17 protein-coding genes are annotated in these 15,449 nt (G+C 69.5%); 7 read left to right on the top strand and 10 right to left on the bottom strand.

What is annotated here, in order from left to right; all coding sequences use genetic code 11:
* Nucleotides 1-23: 23 nt before the first annotated feature.
* Together RYH79_RS06705 and RYH79_RS06700 are read left to right on the top strand one after the other, a co-directional pair.
* Complete coding sequence (locus RYH79_RS06705) at nucleotides 24-1,151, top strand: glycosyltransferase (RefSeq protein ID WP_370897465.1); 1,128 nt, start codon at nucleotides 24-26, stop codon at nucleotides 1,149-1,151.
* A gap of 24 nt (nucleotides 1,152-1,175) precedes the next feature.
* A complete protein-coding gene (locus tag RYH79_RS06700) occupies nucleotides 1,176-1,541 on the top strand; it encodes a DUF7475 family protein (protein ID WP_370897464.1) in 366 nt (121 codons plus the stop codon).
* Nucleotides 1,542-1,547: 6 nt separating this feature from the next.
* Here RYH79_RS06700 and RYH79_RS06695 read toward each other — a convergent pair whose 3' ends face one another.
* The 3 genes from RYH79_RS06695 to RYH79_RS06685 all read right to left on the bottom strand — a co-directional run bounded on the left by RYH79_RS06695 (nucleotide 1,548) and on the right by RYH79_RS06685 (nucleotide 3,522).
* Nucleotides 1,548-2,411, bottom strand: coding sequence for an MTAP family purine nucleoside phosphorylase (locus tag RYH79_RS06695; RefSeq protein WP_370897463.1), 864 nt, complete (start codon nucleotides 2,409-2,411; stop codon nucleotides 1,548-1,550).
* A 105-nt stretch (nucleotides 2,412-2,516) separates the two neighbouring features.
* Nucleotides 2,517-2,990 (bottom strand): peroxiredoxin, encoded by a 474-nt coding sequence (locus RYH79_RS06690; RefSeq protein ID WP_370897461.1) that lies wholly within the window; start codon nucleotides 2,988-2,990, stop codon nucleotides 2,517-2,519.
* A gap of 79 nt (nucleotides 2,991-3,069) precedes the next feature.
* Nucleotides 3,070-3,522: a DUF7992 family protein gene (locus RYH79_RS06685; RefSeq protein WP_370897459.1), complete on the bottom strand. Its 453-nt coding sequence runs from the start codon at nucleotides 3,520-3,522 to the stop codon at nucleotides 3,070-3,072.
* A 97-nt stretch (nucleotides 3,523-3,619) separates the two neighbouring features.
* Between RYH79_RS06685 and RYH79_RS06680 the strand changes: the two genes are divergently transcribed.
* Nucleotides 3,620-4,237: an MBL fold metallo-hydrolase gene (locus tag RYH79_RS06680; protein ID WP_370897457.1), complete on the top strand. Its 618-nt coding sequence runs from the start codon at nucleotides 3,620-3,622 to the stop codon at nucleotides 4,235-4,237.
* Nucleotides 4,238-4,398: 161 nt separating this feature from the next.
* Here the strand turns inward: RYH79_RS06680 and RYH79_RS06675 are convergent, their stop codons facing one another.
* Entirely contained in the window at nucleotides 4,399-5,199 is an 801-nt protein-coding gene (locus RYH79_RS06675) for an ATPase (protein ID WP_370897455.1), read from the bottom strand.
* Nucleotides 5,196-5,486 carry a DUF5827 family protein gene (locus tag RYH79_RS06670; protein WP_370897453.1) on the bottom strand — a complete coding sequence of 97 codons (291 nt, stop codon included), beginning with the start codon at nucleotides 5,484-5,486 and terminating at the stop codon, nucleotides 5,196-5,198. The genes RYH79_RS06675 and RYH79_RS06670 overlap by 4 nt, the downstream gene beginning before the upstream one ends.
* A 187-nt stretch (nucleotides 5,487-5,673) precedes the next feature.
* On the opposite strand from RYH79_RS06670, the gene RYH79_RS06665 reads away from it, so the two are divergent.
* Nucleotides 5,674-6,075, top strand: a complete 402-nt coding sequence (locus RYH79_RS06665; protein WP_370897451.1) for a DUF7522 family protein — start codon at nucleotides 5,674-5,676, stop codon at nucleotides 6,073-6,075.
* Here RYH79_RS06665 and RYH79_RS06660 read toward each other — a convergent pair whose 3' ends face one another.
* The 4 genes from RYH79_RS06660 to RYH79_RS06645 all read right to left on the bottom strand — a co-directional run bounded on the left by RYH79_RS06660 (nucleotide 6,076) and on the right by RYH79_RS06645 (nucleotide 11,362).
* Nucleotides 6,076-6,762 (bottom strand): MBL fold metallo-hydrolase, encoded by a 687-nt coding sequence (locus tag RYH79_RS06660; protein WP_370897449.1) that lies wholly within the window; start codon nucleotides 6,760-6,762, stop codon nucleotides 6,076-6,078.
* A 105-nt stretch (nucleotides 6,763-6,867) separates the two neighbouring features.
* Nucleotides 6,868-7,470, bottom strand: coding sequence for a superoxide dismutase [Mn] (gene sod / locus RYH79_RS06655; RefSeq protein WP_370897447.1), 603 nt, complete (start codon nucleotides 7,468-7,470; stop codon nucleotides 6,868-6,870).
* 159 nt (nucleotides 7,471-7,629) lie between these two features.
* Nucleotides 7,630-8,748, bottom strand: a complete 1,119-nt coding sequence (locus tag RYH79_RS06650) for a M24 family metallopeptidase (RefSeq protein WP_370897445.1) — start codon at nucleotides 8,746-8,748, stop codon at nucleotides 7,630-7,632.
* Between the two features lie 130 nt (nucleotides 8,749-8,878).
* Entirely contained in the window at nucleotides 8,879-11,362 is a 2,484-nt protein-coding gene (locus RYH79_RS06645) for a DUF5059 domain-containing protein (RefSeq protein WP_370897443.1), read from the bottom strand.
* A gap of 155 nt (nucleotides 11,363-11,517) precedes the next feature.
* Between RYH79_RS06645 and RYH79_RS06640 the strand changes: the two genes are divergently transcribed.
* Nucleotides 11,518-12,942: a cryptochrome/photolyase family protein gene (locus RYH79_RS06640; RefSeq protein ID WP_370897441.1), complete on the top strand. Its 1,425-nt coding sequence runs from the start codon at nucleotides 11,518-11,520 to the stop codon at nucleotides 12,940-12,942.
* Nucleotides 12,943-12,970: 28 nt separating this feature from the next.
* Here the strand turns inward: RYH79_RS06640 and RYH79_RS06635 are convergent, their stop codons facing one another.
* Nucleotides 12,971-13,975 carry a hypothetical protein gene (locus RYH79_RS06635; RefSeq protein WP_370897439.1) on the bottom strand — a complete coding sequence of 335 codons (1,005 nt, stop codon included), beginning with the start codon at nucleotides 13,973-13,975 and terminating at the stop codon, nucleotides 12,971-12,973.
* 139 nt (nucleotides 13,976-14,114) lie between these two features.
* Here RYH79_RS06635 and RYH79_RS06630 point away from each other — a divergent pair, with 139 nt between their 5' ends.
* Nucleotides 14,115-14,780 carry a DUF8170 family protein gene (locus RYH79_RS06630; protein WP_370897437.1) on the top strand — a complete coding sequence of 222 codons (666 nt, stop codon included), beginning with the start codon at nucleotides 14,115-14,117 and terminating at the stop codon, nucleotides 14,778-14,780.
* A 46-nt stretch (nucleotides 14,781-14,826) separates the two neighbouring features.
* On the top strand, nucleotides 14,827-15,429 hold the full coding sequence (locus tag RYH79_RS06625; RefSeq protein ID WP_370897435.1) for a DJ-1/PfpI family protein: 603 nt from the start codon (nucleotides 14,827-14,829) through the stop codon (nucleotides 15,427-15,429).
* Nucleotides 15,430-15,449 lie beyond the last annotated feature (20 nt).

Below are 15,449 nucleotides of genomic sequence, written 5' to 3'. Positions count from 1 at the left end.
GGCCGGGACCCATCCACACCTCAGTGGCTCGTGTCGCTGTCGTTCACAACACACTCGACCTCCGTGGCGGCGCCGACGCCGTCTGTCTCCACGCCTGTGAGGCGCTGGCTCGCAACCACGACGTGACGCTCGTCACGCTGTCACACCCGCCGTTGTCGGAGCTGGACGCGTTGTTCGACACGGACGCGGCCGGCGTCGACGTCGTGACACCGCCCGCGGGCCGGGCGCTCGGGCGGGTGCTCGCCGCCGCCGCGCCACGTGTCGGCCCGCAACTGCCCGCCCGGAGTGCCCTGTTGGACCGACTCCTCGCCCGTCGGCGCGGGGAGTTCGACCTGGTCGTCAGCACCGCAAACGAGTTCGACGTCCCGGGGCCGTCCGTCCAGTACGTCCACTACCCGCAGTTTCGGGCGGCCGCAGACGACGAGGGGGGGCTCGGGAACCGACTCTGGAGCCGGCTGGCCGTCTCCGACGGGCTGCCGGACGACGCACGGCTGCTCGCCAACTCCTCGTACACGGCTGCGGCCGTCGAGCGTCGCTACGGTCGGACGCCGTCCGTGCTCCACCCCCCGGTCGACCCTATCGAGGGCGCCGCGGAGTGGCCGGACCGCGAGGACGGCGTCGTGATCCTCGGTCGGCTCGCGCCGGACAAACGGACGCTCGCGGCGTTGGAGCTCGTCGACAGAGCCCGCGAGCGCGGCGCGGACCTGTCCGTCCACGTCGTCGGGACGGCGGCGCCGGCGTACCGAGAGTACGCCGAGCGAGTGGCGGCGGCGGTCGCCGAGCGGCCGCACGCCCGGCTCCACCGCGACGCCTCTCGGGCGGAGTTGGAACGACTACTCACGTCGAACAAGTACGGCCTGTCTGCCAAGCCGGGCGAACACTTCGGGATGGCCGTCGCGGAGTACGTCGCCGCAGGGATGGTGGCGTTCGCGCCCGACTCCGGCGGTCAGCGTGACGTGTTGGACGGCGACCCGGACCGACTGTACGGCTCGCCGGCGGAGGGGGCGACTCTGTTGGCAGCGGCTGTCGAGCGGGGTGACCGACCGCGACGGGCGCGCGACCGCTTCCGGCACGAACGGTTCCACGACCGGTTCCGGGCGGTCGTCCGGGAGACGCTGCCGGACGCGGCTCGCCGCCGCCACACCACATAAGTCGGTGTGGCCCCTTGTAGACGTATGGCGACAGTCGACGACAGCGGCTTTCTCGCGCTCGACACGGTGACACCACTCCACTGGGCCGGCGTCCTCCTGGCGGCGATCTCGGGACTACTCCACCTCGCGTTCGCCCCCGGGCTGTTGCCCGGCGGACTCGGGATCGGATTCGTCGTCGCCGGGGTCGGCTTCCTCGTCGGCGGGGCCGCGGTGCTGGCGAACTACCGCCGGACACAGCTGTACCTCCTCGGGATTCCGTTCACGCTCGGTCAGATCGTGCTGTGGTACCTCGTCAACGCGCCGAACTTCTCGACGTTCGGGCTCGTCGACAAGACCGCACAGATCCTGTTCGTGGCCGTCGTGGCGGTGCTGTACAGCCGAGAGCGGTAGTCCGGGTCAGTCGTCGAGGTACTCCCCGAGCAACGGATCGACCCGGTCGCGGGTCTCCGCCGGAATCGCCTCCGCGGGGGTGTTGATCGTCCCCTCCAGCGCCGTGTGTGCGTCCGGCTCCACGTCCTCGGGGAAGTGTCGAATCGCGTGCTCGACGGTCGCTTTGATCGCGCGTTCGTTGTGTTTCGCGTGCTCCAGCACCTCGCCCAGCCGGTCGTCCATCTTGCCGCGCCAGACGTCGTAGTCCGTCACGCCGGCGATCGTCGCGTACGCCATCTCGGCCTCGCGGGCCAGCTTCGCCTCCGGGATCGTCGTCATCCCGATCAGCTCCCAGCCCTGGTCGTGGTAGAACTCCGACTCCGCCTGCGTGGCGTACTGTGGCCCCTCGATACAGACGTAGGTGCCGTCCTCCACCACCTCGGTGTCCGTCGCCTCGCGGGCCGACTCCGCGAGGTGGGCCGCCAGCTCTGGGGAGTACGGCTCCGCGAACGACTGGTGGACGACGACGCCGTCGCCGTAGAAGGACAGCTCCCGGTGTTTCGTCTCGTCGTAGATCTGGTCCGGGATCACGAGCGTCTCCGGCGCCAGCTCCTCCTGGAGCGAGCCGACGGCGTTGCTGGCGATCACGTAGTCGACCCCCTGCTGGGCCAGCGCGTAGATGTTCGCCCGGTACGGGAGGTGCGTGGGCGACAGCTGGTGGTCCGGGCCGTGGCGAGGGAGGAACACCACCTCCTCGCCGGTGTCGCCGAACGCGCCGATCTCCAGGTCCGTCGACGGCTCGCCGTACGGCGTGTCGACGGAGACGGTCCGCGTGTCGTGCAGCGGGAGCGCGTCGTAGATACCGCTCCCACCGATGAAGCCGATTGTCATCGCCAGCCAGTTGCCACCCGGCCGGATAAACGGTGTCGGTCCAGGTGGGCCAGTGGGACGGCAGTCGCACGATCCGGCCGAGCGAGCGCCGTGACGGTCGCCGCGTCAGTCCTCGCCCGCGAGTTCGGCGGCGTCGGCGAGCACCTCCTCGGGGTGTTCCTCCGGCGAGACACCCTCGTAGGCCCGTTCGATCTCCCCGTCCGGACCGATCAGGTACGTGTTGCGGCTCGTGATCTCCATCCGTCGGTCGCCGATTTTCCGTTCGCCGTAGGAGTCGTACGCGGAGGCGACGGCCCCCTCCGGGTCGGACAACAGCGTCACCCCGAGTGCGTGTTTCTGCTCGAAGTCGGCCAAGTCGGGGACCGAGTCGTCGCTGACGCCGAGGACGGCCACGTCGTGGTCGGCGAACTCGGCGAGCCGTTCGTCGAACGCCTGTGCCTCCCGCGTACACCCCGGCGTGTCGGCACGGGGATAGAAGTAGACGACGACTCGCTGGCCGTCGAACTCCGACAGCGAGACCGTCTCGCCGTCCTGATCCTCCAACTCGAACGTCGGCGCCTGGGTTCCAGTGTCGAGCACGACAGACGGGAACGGCGGGAGCCACTTCGCTCCGTCGAAGCGCGACGACCACGCACCAGCCCCGCGTCTGCGCCGCGGGCTACAGGTCCGGCAGGTCGTCCGGCGCCTCGAACTCCGACTCCCAGTCGACGTACTCCTCTTTCAACACCTCACAGACCCGCTGGCCCAGTTCCGTCAGCCCGGCGTTGATCCCGGAGACGGTGGCCCACGACTCCAGCTCCGGGTGGAGATCGCGCTCCTGCCAGTCTTCCGGCAGCCCGGGGGCGTGGTAGCCCACCCGGTCGGCGAAGTCGTCCCAGAAGAAGTCGAAGTGGGACACGAGCTCCAGGTCCGTCACGACCGCCCACTCGTCGGCAGACAGGGAGGTCTCGGCGGCCCAGTCCTCGAACGCCGTCTCCCAGGCGCCCTCTCGGAGAGACTCCTCCAGGTCTTCGCGGTGGTACTCGTCGCCGCCCACGTCGGCGTCCTCGTACTCGCTGGGGTCGACGGTGTCGAGCGACGGCGGCTCCGGAAGCGGAACGTCCAGTGACATGGCCGAACGTTGGAGCCCAGGAGGGTTAATCTGCCGTCCGACGACGAGGAGAGACCGACGACGGAACGGGGAAGTTCTTCGCCCGTGAAGCGAGGCCGTGATCACGAACTTGGCGACGGACGCAGCGGGGATGACGAGCAACGCCTTCCTGGTGACTGGCGAGCCGGGTGGACGCGCGCGAGAGACGGCAGACGGGGAGACGGGCCGTCGGGTCCTCGTCGACTGTGGAGCCAACTACGACGCCGTCGCGGCCGTCCGCGAGCACGTCGACGACCTGGACGGGGTCGTGCTCACCCACACTCACCCGGACCACGTCGGCACGCTGCCGGAACTACGGGAGGCGTTCGGCGTCGAGACGGTCGGGTTCGACCCGAGCCACGACGCGGTGGACGCGGAACTGCCGGACGGCGACACCGTCGAAGCCGGGACCGCGACGTTCGAGACGCTGCACACGCCCGGCCACAAGGACGACCACCTGTGTCTGTTCGACCGCGACAGCGGCGTGTTGTTCGCCGGCGACCTGGTGTTCGCGGACGGCGCCTTCGGCCGGACGGACCTCCCGGAGGGTGACCGGGAGACGCTGATCGACAGTATCCAACGACTGCGGGAGTGGGTCGGCGACGATCTGACGGCGGTGTACACGGGGCACGGCCCACCCATCGAGACGGAGCCCGGCGCGAGTCTGGAGCTGTCGGTGCGTGCGGCGAAGCTGTGACGGGCGGCAGGCTGTCGTTCCGGCGGTAGCCGAGCAGCGAGTTGTCGTTCCGACGGTAGCCGAGCAGCGAGTTGTCGTTCCGACGGTAGCCGAGCAGCGAGTTGTCGTTCCGACGGTAGCCGAGCAGCGAGTTGTCGTTCCGGCGGTAGTCGGGCAGCGACTCAGACGGCCGCCAACAGTCCGTCGTAGGCGTCGTGGTTGGCGTCCGCGACGGCTGCGGGGTTCGTGCGGGCCTCGGACGACAACGGCCGGAGGTCGTGTGTCGACAGGGGTTCGAGCCCGTCGGTGACGCCTGCGACGCGTTGTTCCAACCGACCGTCGGCGCGATCACCGGCGGCCTCGCGGGCGATCTCCCACCGACGGCCGTCGTACACCCGACACCGACCGGGCTCTACGACGGCGACGGCGTCGTACGTCGGCGCCCGCAACGGGTCGGCCACGTCGGCGTACGACTCCACGATCACGGGGCGGTCGGCCGTTCGGACTCGTTCGCCCAGCCGCGAGAGCGCGTCCAGGTGCCAGTCGGCCATCGCGTCGTTGAACGCGGCGACGTCGTCGACCCGGACGGGGTCGTCGGCGAGGTCGCGGACGGCCCCCGGGAGATCGACACGGTCGTTGACGACGACCCGGTCGCCGTCGCCGGTGGCGACGCGGTCGGCCAGGAACGTCCGGTCGGTCTCGCCGAGCATCCCGGTCCGACCGGGCGTGGGCCGCCACAGCCGGTGGACGGCGTTGATCGCCTCCGGGCCGTCGGCGTCCGTCGCCGCCGCGAGCCGGGCGGCGTCTTTACCGTACAGTCGACCCGCCGACAGCGCCCGGACGGCGTCGTCGTGGTCGAACCACAGGTCGTTGCCGGCGCGGGGCTTGACCGCCAACGGGTCGTCCAGCCGGGCCGCGAGCCCGACGGCGAACGTGGTCTTCCCGGCGTCGACGCGGTCGCCGCCGGCGACGAGTAGCCTCACGACTCGCCCGGGAGGTCGCCGTCCTCCCGCAGCCCGTAGAAGCCCGGGTCGGCGTCCGTCGGCGGCTCTGCGATCACCAGGTCGTCGCCGTGAGACAGCAGCCACGGGATCGCCCAGTCCAGCAGGATCTCCTCCTCGCCGGGCTCTAGCTCCGCGTCCGCCTCCAGATCCTGGAGCAGCCGGGCGATCTCGTAGACGGTGTACATCTGACCCGACTCCAACAGCTCCGTCGGGGTGTAGAAGTCACAGGGGTACAGGTCGTCGAACTCGGATTTCGGACGTGGCACGCCCGGCCGTGAGCGCCCCGCCCACAAGTACGACACGGTCACGCGCCAGCAGAGCCGCAGCCGCAGGCTCACACGGTACTGACGGCAGACGCGGGCGGGGTCGTGGGGTGGGTCGTGGCGGCGGAGTCGTGCGATCCCAACCCACGAGACGGTGGATTCATGAGTTCGGAATACGACAACAGTTGCCATGAGTGGTGTGAAAGACGACCTCGTGTCGGCACTACGGGACGCCGGCGGCGACGGCCTCCGGGACGCCTGGCTGTTCGACGAGACCGGCCACGAGTCGTTGTACCTCCGCCCGGACGTGCGCGACCGGGTGACGGACCTGAACGTGGAGCAGTACATCGACAACGAGCGGTACGGCTACGTCACCCGGAACACCTGGGAGTCGCTCCACTACACGGACTACGAGTTCACGATCCGGGGGTTCGGCGAGTTCCTGTTGTACCGCACGTTCCTCGGCGACGGTGACCGACCGGTCGGGCTGATGGCCAGCTTCGATCCGGAGGTGGCCGTCTCGTTCCCCGAGCTGACCCGGACGCTGTACGACTGCGTCGCCGACGAGTCGGTGACCGTCGACGGCGAGTAGCTACTGGAGCTCGTCGGCGACGTCGGCCGCGTCGACCGCTGTCGCGGCGACGCTGCCGCCGTGGAAACAGTGGACCGTGTCGAACGTCAGCTCCGACAGCGCCGCGACCGACTCGGCGGCCGTCTCCGTCTCGGGCGTGAACGCCTCTGCCGGTCCGGCGAGTCCGTCGTCGTCCGTGGTGAGCGCGTCACCCGCCAGCAGCAGGTGTTCGTCCGGGAGGTACAGCGAGACGTGTCCGGGAGTGTGACCCGGCGTCTCGATCACCCGCATCGGCCCGGCGTCCGTCCGGAAGACGACGCCGTCGACCACCTCCACGTCGACCGCCGCCGGAGGGTACCGATCCCCGTCGGACTTGATCGGCTCCGCCCGGCCGTCGACGTACGGCGCGTCGGCGACGTGGGCGTACACGGTCGGCTCGGTTCCACGAGCCGCTGTCACCCGTTCGCGCACGTCGGCCAGACAGCCGGCGTGGTCGCCGTCTTGGTGGGTGAGGAACACGCCAGCGACGTCGTCGAAGCCGCGGCCGACGGCCGCCAGCGCGTCTGCCAGCTCGTCAGTCTGCCCCGGGAGTGCGGTGTCGACGAGTACGAGCCCGGTCGGCGTGTCGACGGCGACGGGGTGGATCGTCAGTTCGCGGTCACTTTGTCGCCCGGTCACGGTGAGGTCGTGGACGCTGTCGGGGAGCATCGTCGGAGCCTCGGCCGCGAACGGCCTGAAGCTACCGGCGACGGCGAAGCCGGGGGCTACTCGAGCGGCGTCGAAAGAAAGCGGAAAGCGAGCGACCGAGTCGGCTTACTCGAACAGCTCGACGGCCTGCTCGAACCGAGCGCTCGGCTCCTCCCAGTCGACGACCTCGAAGAAGTTGTCCACGAAGTCGCCGCGGTCCGGGCCGTAGTCGTAGTAGTAGGAGTGCTCCCAGACGTCGAGCGCGAGGACCGGGTGTCCACCCCAGACCGCACCCTCGTCGTGGTTGTCGACGACCACGTTCCGGAGTTGGTTGGAGAAGGTGTCGTACACCAAGAGCGCCCAGCCGGAGGCGTCGCTGGCGGCAGCACGGAACTCACCCTCCCAGGCCTCGTACGAGCCGAAGTCCTCCTCGATGCGGTCGGCGAGCTCCCCGTCCGGCGCGTCGCCGCCCTCCGGCGACATGTTCTGCCAGAAGAGGTCGTGGAGGATGTGGCCCGAGGAGTTGTGGGTGACGTCACGGATGGCGCCGGCCGAGCCGGAGAAGTCGTGTTCCTCGCGGTTCGCGGCCAGCGTCTCGTCGGCGCTGTTCCAGCCGTTGACGTAGCCTTGGTGGTGGGTGTCGTGATGCCACGTCAGCACCTGCTCGGAGATGTGCGGTTCCAGTGCGTCGTAGTCGTACGGGAGTGGGTCGAGTTCGTAGTCAGTCATTCGTGATTACCTCCACTCTCACAGTGGAACGGGAATCGCTTAAAGGTTGATAAGGCGGTCGCTAACACGTCACACGCGAAACCGTAGATAGAGGTCTGCCCGTAAAATTCTCTGGAGAACAGGTGAACGCGGAGCCTGACGGGCACCCGACACGGACGGTTAGTTCACTCCAAGTCCCCGCACAGTCTCGTTCAGCCGCTCACACCCCTCTTCGGTCACTACCACCAAGTCCTCGATCCGGACGCCGAACTCGTCGTCGAGGTACACCCCAGGCTCGACGCTGAACACCATTCCCGGCTCCAGTTCGCAGTCACTGTCGGCGACGATGTACGGCTCCTCGTGGACGGCCAAGCCGACGCCGTGGCCCGTGCGGTGGACGAACTGGTCGCCGTAGCCCGCGGCTTCGATGGGGTCGCGGGCGGCGGCGTCGACCTCGCCGGCCGTCACCCCGGGCGCGACGGCGTCGACGGCGGCCTGCTGGGCGCGACAGACGAGGTCGTGAACCTCGCGGACGCGGTCGCTCGGCTCGTCGCCGAAGACGAGCGTCCGGGTCTGGTCGGAAGGGTAGCCGTCGATCCGGGTGCCGAAGTCCAACACGACCGGCTCGCCCGCCTGGATCTCGCGGTCGCCGTATGTGTGGTGTGGCATCGCGCCGTTCGGGCCGGCGCCGACGGTGGGCCCGAAGGAGACGCCGTCACCGCCGTGAGCGGCGAGTCGGTCCTCGATCAGTCCCGCGACGGCCCGCTCCGTCTCCCCGACCAACTCCGACCCGCGCTCGCGGAGGTCACGGACGACGGCGTCGGCCGCCTCGGCCGCCCGCCGGAGCGCGGCCAGTTCGGCGTCGTCCTTCCGGACCCGGAGCGGGGCGAACACCTCCGAGGCCAGTCCGAAGGTGGCGTCGGGCGCCGCCGTCCGGAGATCCTGGGTGAATCGGGCGTGCATCGTGTCGTCGACGAGGACGTGGCCGCCGTCCAGGTCCAGTTCCGCGACCAGGTCCGCGATCCGCGCGGCGGGGTCGCCGTCGTCGCTCCAGGTGCGAACGTCGTCGATCCACGTCGCCCGCCGAACCTGACTGTCGTACAGCTCCGGCACGAGGAACACGGGGTCGCCGTCGGCCGGGAGGAACGCCAGGAGGTGCCGCTCGCCCGGCTCCTCGCTGAACCCGGTCGCGTAGGTGAGGTTGTGGCTGGGGAACAACACGGCCGCGTCGTCGCCGTGAGCGCGCAGTCGCTCCTGGGCCGCGCGAGTGCGTCGCTCCGGTGGCGTGGCGTCTGTCACGCCACCGGCTCGGACGCCAGCGAGCAAGAAGCTTCCCGTCGTCAGACCGGGGATGCCCATCCCGGGTGGGGGGGACGACGGGACCCCACTGTCGAGTCCGACGCGGCGGGAGTCCGCCGCTCGCGTCGCCTCACTCCTCGACGATCACCGTCCCGACCATGCCGGCCATCTCGTGAGGGGTGCAGTAGTAGCCGTGTTCGCCGACGGTCTCGAACGTCCGGACGTACGCCCGTCCGGAGACGACGGCTCCCCGTCCCTCCTCCCAGGCCTCGACGGCGGCCGACTCCGAGTCGGCGCCCGCGGAGTTCCACTCCGGCGCGCCCTCGGGAGTCTGGTCGGCGTAGGCGACGACGTTGTGCGCCTCGCCCCCGGCGTGGACGAACGCGATCGTATCGCCCGCCGAGACGGTGACCGTCTCCGGTGTGAACGCGACCGCCTGTAGGTCGACGACGGTCGCGTCCTCCGGCACCTCGTCGGCACTCACGACGTTCGGGCCGCCCTCGTACTCCGTGTCGCCAGACGCCTCCGATTCGTCGGACTCTCCGGAGTCCATCGACGCGCCGGCGACGGCCGGTGCCTTCCCCAGCCCGCCGACGACCGCGAACTGCGCGCGGGCGGCGTGATCGGCGAACGTCGAGACGGCGCCCGCGGCGTCGCCGCCGTCCTGCACGGCGCCGACGAACTCGCCGAGCGCGGCCTCGAACGACTCGTACGTCTCACCGTCCGCCTCCTCCAACGTCTCGTGGACGCGAGCCGCCTCGAACGCCTGGAACGTCGCCTGCGCGGCCGTCCCCGGGAGTCCGTCGAGGGAGCCGCCCGTGCCGGCGCCGACGACCGCCGTCGCCGCGGCGACCGCCCGGTCGTGGAACGCCAGCCCCGCGGCGGTGGCGTCGCCGTCGGACTCGATCGCCGACCGGACGGCGCCCAACTCCGACTCGAACGTCTCGTACGTCTCCGCGTCCGCCTCCTCTAACGCCTCGTGGAAGCCGCCGGCGCCGGACTCGAAGTACTCGAACGCGGAGCCGACGAGACTCGCGCCCCGCTCGCCGTCGCCGACGTGCGCGGCGGCGACGCCGTCGAAGACGCGAGCGTCCATGTACGCCGCCCCCGCGGCCGAAACGGCCGCCGTGCCGGCGAACTGCGTCTGGAACTCGAACAACGCCGACTGGACGCCGTCGTAGTGGGTCGCCACGGCCTCGTCGTCGCCCGCGCGGAACGCCTCGATCAGCCCGGAGAGGTGTTCGTCCTCGAACGACTCGTACAGCTCCGCGCTGGTCTCCTCTAAGGCCTCGTGGACTCCCGCCTCGTTCTGCTCGAACCGCTCGAACAACGACTCTGCCAGCGCCGCGGCCGTCTCGCCGTCGCCGGTCGCGTACGCCTGCCGGGCGTCAGAGAAACGAGCCCGGAAGAAGGCGGCCTCCAGCGTCGTCGCCTGCTGGCCCCCGAGCGCGGTGACGCCCGCGAGCAGACTCTCGTCGACGGTCGCCAGGGGCTCGGCCGTCGCCTCGCCGTTCTCGACGGCCGACCGGAGCGCCGACAGCCCGCGCTCGAACGCCTCGTACGACTCCGCGTCCGCCTCCTCGAACGGGTCGTGAGCGGTCGCGCCCTCGAAGTCCGCGAACACCTCGCGCAACAGCGCGGAGGCAGCATCGGTCTCGCCGGCGTCGGCCAGCCGGACGGCGTCGTAGGCCTGCGCCCGGTAGCTCGTCAGCGTCGTCGCGTGTGCGAGTCCGACGCCGGGGCCGCCGAGGCTCGACACCGCCGTCGCGTCGAACGCCCGGGCCTGTGCGACCGCGAGTTCGCCGGCGCCGGCCGTCTGGGCGTCCGCCAGCGCGTACGACCCCTCGACCGCCGCCGACAGCGACGCCTCGCTCGCCTCGTGGGCGGCCGCGCCGTCGCCGGCCTCGGCGGCCGCGACGGTCGCCTTCAGCTCACCCTCGAACGTCTCGTACGCCTCCGGTGCGGTCTCCTCGACGGCGTCGTGGACCGCGGCCTGCTCGAACGCCGTCAGCGTCGCCTGCCCGACCGCGACGGCGCCGTCCGTGTGACCGGCGGCCGCCAGCAGTCCGGCGTTGCGGACGTGGGTGCCCAGCAGTTGGAGTTCGAGGGCGTGAGCGGTCGGTTGGTCCGTCCGACCTAACGCCGCCGCGCGGAGGTTGTCGCTCGCGGCGACGGCCGCCTCGCGGGCCTCGGCGACCTCGCCCGCCGACAACGCCTCCGACAGCCTGGAGAGATTCGCCTCGAACGTCTCGTAGTTGTCGGCGTTCGTATGTTCTAACTGCTCGTGGGCGCCCCACTCCCCGCTCGCGTTCTCGAAGCGAGCGAACACGGACTGGGTGACGGCGGCGCCGGCGGCCGGCCGGCCGGCCGCCGCCAGCGCGACGGCGTCGAACAGCCGAGCCCGCATCGCCGTCCACTCGGCGGCGACCGCCGTCGCCGCGCCGACGCTCGTGGCCGCCGCGCCGTCCGTCGCCGCGTCCGTCCCCGTCGACTCGCCGTCCGCCGCGGACTCCGTCGCCGTCGTCTCCTCCTCGCTCTGTGTGTTACAGCCCGCCAGCGCCGCAGTCAGTCCCGCACCGGCACCGATCAGGAACCGCCGTCTGTCTCGTTGCACGTCTGGTTTAGGCAGGCCTAAAACTCAAGAGAGTTTCGAAGTTTAGGCGCACCGAAAACGTCCGTCACACGGGAGTGGTCGAGGGGTCGTAGTGCGTCGTGGTCGCGGTCGCGGCCCGTCGACAGTTTGAGGGGCTTTCCGTCCGTGGTAGCGGTATGCGACTGTTCTGGCACCGCCGGGATCTCCGTGCGGCAGACAATCGCGGACTGGCGGCCGCCGCCGAGGCCGGGCCGGTCGTCCCCGTGTTCGTGTTCGACGACGCCGTCTTGGAGCACGCCGGGCCGCCGCGGGTCCGGTTCATGCTGGACGCGCTGTCGGCGCTCCGGGAGTGGTACCGCGACCACGGTTCGGACCTGGTGACCGTCCGGGGTGACCCACGCGAGGAACTGCCGGCGCTGGCGGCCGCCCACGACGCCGAGGCGGTCCACTGGAACGAAGACTACTCCGGGCTGGCCCGCGAGCGCGACGCCGCCGTCCGACGGGCGCTGGCCGACGCCGACGTGGGCCGTCACGACCACCAGGATCTGGTCCACCACGAGCCCGGGTCGATCACCACTAACGCCGGCGACCCCTACTCCGTGTTCACGTACTTCTGGAAGAAGTGGCGTGACCGCGGCAAGGAGGACCCCCTGCCCGCGCCGGACACGAGCGACCTCGCGGACGTGTCCGGCGACCCACTCCCGTCCATCGAGGACCTGGGCTTCTCGGAGCCGGAGGCGACCGTCCAGCCCGCCGGAACCGAGTACGCCCGCCAACGGCTCGACGCCTTTCTGGACGAGGCCGTCTACGACTACGAAGACCGCCGGGACTACCCCGCAGACGAGAACACCTCGCGGCTGTCGACGGATCTGAAGTGGGGCACCATCGGCGTGCGGGAGGTGTACGAGAAGACCGCCGAGGCGAGAGCCCAGGTCGCCGGCGACGACGCCGACTCCGTCGAGGAGTTCCAGTCACAGTTGGCCTGGCGGGAGTTCTACACCCAGGTGCTGTGGGCGCACCCGCACGTCGTCTCGGACAACTACAAGGAGTACGAACAGGAGATCGGCTGGCGCACCGGATCGCGGGCACAGCAGGATCTCCAGGCCTGGAAGGACGGCCTCACGGGCTACCCCATCGTCGACGCGGGGATGCGACAGCTCCGCCAGGAGGCGTACATGCACAACCGCGTCCGGATGATCGTCGCCTCCTTCCTCACGAAGGACCTCCTGATCGACTGGCGCGAGGGGTACGACTGGTTCCGAGAGAAGCTGGCGGATCACGACACCGCCAACGACAACGGCGGCTGGCAGTGGGCCGCCTCCACCGGGACGGACGCTCAGCCGTACTTCCGGATCTTCAACCCGATGACGCAGGGGGAGCGCTACGACCCCGACGCGGAGTACATCGCCGAGTACGTTCCGGAGCTAGAGGGCGTGCCCGCCGACGACGTTCACTCCTGGCACGAACTGTCCGTCGGCCGGCGCCGCGAGGTGGCGCCGGAGTACCCCGATCCCGTGGTCGACCACTCCGAGATGCGCGAGGAGGCGTTAGAGATGTTCGAGCGCGCTCGCGGGGAGTACGAGGAGGGGACGGCGGACTGAAGTCGGCTGTCAGAACCGAACGGGACCGTTACACTGTCTCGGGACGATCCGCCGTCACGTCGTGGTTCTCTTCAACGGAATCGATGCTCTCGAGAGCACCGAGGCACACGGAACGGACCCTCGATGCACCGACGCTAGCAGCGACAGCGAGTCCGGTCTGTAGCGTCTCGCGTGCCACTTCGGGGTCCTGTCGCCAGTGGTCGATGTCCTGGGCGTAGAACTCGCCCAAGCGGCCGATCACCTCGTCGGAGATCCCGCCGGGAGCGTCCGAGGCGACTGCCGCAAAGATCGCCGACACCGCCCGCTGTCGTTCGAGGGGCAGATCGTCGATCCGCTCGGCGAGCGTCGGCAACGCTGGGACGACACTCTCCGGGCTGGCACTCGCAATCTCGGACAACGCCGACACGGCAGCCGCGCGGTCGTCACTGTCGTCCGATTCGAGCAGTCGGAGCACGCTTGACCCAAGTTCGAGTTGGGCTGACACGTCGTCGCCTTCGCTGATCGTTCGACTCTCCCTCCCACCACCGTTCAGCAGACTGGAGATTCCCGTTGCCTTCCGTGCCGCCGTCGCGTCGTCTACGTCGCCGTCCCGAGTGACCTCGTCTAGCTCCTCGCGGAGTTCGTCCTCACTCTTCTTCGACGGTCGGGGAGCGTCCTCGTACCGGCGAATCCGTTCCGGTTTCTCCATGTTCGCGTACATCGCCTGCAACGCGGGCTTCCCCTGGAGGAGATCGAACTCCTCCAGGAGGTAGATCCCGTACTCCGTCAGCCCGTAGAACGTCGAGGGGAGGTCGCGGCTCCGATCCTCCGCGTCGACCTCGTAGCTGTCGACCACGTCACGCTCTCGGAGCTTCCCGAGGTGTTCGTGGATCGTGCTCTTCCCCTTCGGAATCGCGTGATCCAGCTCGTCGAGAGACGGGAGATTTTCGGGGTGCGCCAGGACGTACTGGAGGATCAGGTACCGCGTCTCCTGCGTGAGGAAGTGGTACGTCTCCTCCTCGCCCGCGAACGGGGCGTCCCTGATCTCGTGCATACAGCCACTACGAGTTGCCGACTGAAAAGATTCGGGAGAGCCGAATCGGTGATTCGGAGCGTACGCCGAATAAGTAATAAAGACTAAATAGCTACGGCGTTCAGCACAGATTGTGAGCCGTCCCCCAGAAGTTCCGGACGTGACAGAGTGTTCGGAAGAGGTCGAATCGAAGGTTCTGGAGGCGACGAACGGCGTCGACTACGGCCCGGCGTTCGTGAACAGGGTACTGCGGTTCTTCGTAGAGAACTCGTATCCGTTCTTCAGCGGACAGACCTGTTTCTTCGTTCTCGGGAGCTACGATACGTACCCGATCAGACGGCTCCAGTTCGTGGAAACGGAACTCAACGCGCGGACACGAACCTATGCGTTTCTCTTGTGTGACCTCCTCGATCCGAGTCAGTTCGAGACGGGCGAGACGGAAAACGGAGCGAGCGAGGCGAGCACCGACGACGAGCACACCGAAGGAGCCGGAGACTCACCCGGCGACCCACCGGAGACCCACTGCAAATTCTACCTCCTGGCCTCGTACGCCGACTATCTCGTCCCAGTGTTCGAGGGTCGACACGCGGGGCCATCTGTGGAACTGGGCGAGATCCGGAACAACTTCTTCGAGAAGACCCACGCCTTCCGCCGTAACTACGAGGGCCTGAACCCAGACGAACTGAACAACGGCGTGGACCCGACGAACCCGTACAGTCAGCCACAAGAAGACGTTCTCGGTCTGTTCGACAGCGTCGACCGGCTGTACGACTGGACCGACAAGGCCGGCCTCACCCGCGAAGTCGACAAACTCCCGAACCGGTGACGGCTGGCTCCGATACATTCCTCCCGTCGCCGGGCGTAGCGTCGCCGTGAACGTCGACATCGTCCTCTACGAGGGGTTCGACGAACTGGACGCGGTCGGGCCGTTCGAGGTGTTCCAGAACGCCGCGAGCGAGGGGGCCGACTGCCGGGCGCGGTTCGTCACGCTGGAACCCACAGAAACTGTGACAGCCAGCCACGGCATGCGCGTCGAGCCGGACGGGACGCTCCCGGAGCCTGACGACGACGAGGCGTCTGATCTCCTGGTCGTCCCCGGCGGCGGGTGGAACGACCGCTCGACGGCGGGTGCGTGGGCAGAACACGAACGCGGGGCGGTGCCGGCGGCGGTCGCGGCCCACCACGACGCCGGCGCGACGGTGGCGTCAGTCTGCACCGGCGGGATGCTGCTGGCGGCCGCGGGACTGTTGGACGGTCGTCCGGCCGTCACCCACCACGGCGCGTTAGACGACCTCCGGGAGACGGACGCCGTCGTGCGGGAGGCCCGGGTCGTCGACGACGGGGACGTGGTGACCGCGGGCGGTGTCACGTCCGGGGTCGACCTCGCCTTGCACCTCGTCGAACGCGCGTTCGACACGGCGACGGCCGACGCCGTCGCGGCGACGCTGGAGTACGACCGCCGCGGCCCGGAGTGAGAGCGGGCCGGTCGGACGAA

The sequence above is a fragment of the Halobaculum sp. MBLA0143 genome, assembly GCF_041361465.1.
Lineage (GTDB): Archaea > Halobacteriota > Halobacteria > Halobacteriales > Haloferacaceae > JAHENP01.
The sequence above is the reverse complement of the archived record's forward strand: the minus strand, read 5'-3'. Positions and strand labels throughout refer to the sequence as shown.

Coding starts and splice junctions, on each gene's coding strand:
- RYH79_RS06685 (WP_370897459.1), bottom strand. CDS start 3,522: ATGTCACTGGACGTTCCGCTTCCGGAGCCGCCGTCGCTCGACACCGTC.
- RYH79_RS06700 (WP_370897464.1), top strand. CDS start 1,176: ATGGCGACAGTCGACGACAGCGGCTTTCTCGCGCTCGACACGGTGACA.
- RYH79_RS06660 (WP_370897449.1), bottom strand. CDS start 6,762: ATGCTCCCCGACAGCGTCCACGACCTCACCGTGACCGGGCGACAAAGT.
- RYH79_RS06635 (WP_370897439.1), bottom strand. CDS start 13,975: ATGCACGAGATCAGGGACGCCCCGTTCGCGGGCGAGGAGGAGACGTAC.
- sod (WP_370897447.1), bottom strand. CDS start 7,470: ATGACTGACTACGAACTCGACCCACTCCCGTACGACTACGACGCACTG.
- RYH79_RS06640 (WP_370897441.1), top strand. CDS start 11,518: ATGCGACTGTTCTGGCACCGCCGGGATCTCCGTGCGGCAGACAATCGC.
- RYH79_RS06665 (WP_370897451.1), top strand. CDS start 5,674: ATGAGTGGTGTGAAAGACGACCTCGTGTCGGCACTACGGGACGCCGGC.
- RYH79_RS06695 (WP_370897463.1), bottom strand. CDS start 2,411: ATGACAATCGGCTTCATCGGTGGGAGCGGTATCTACGACGCGCTCCCG.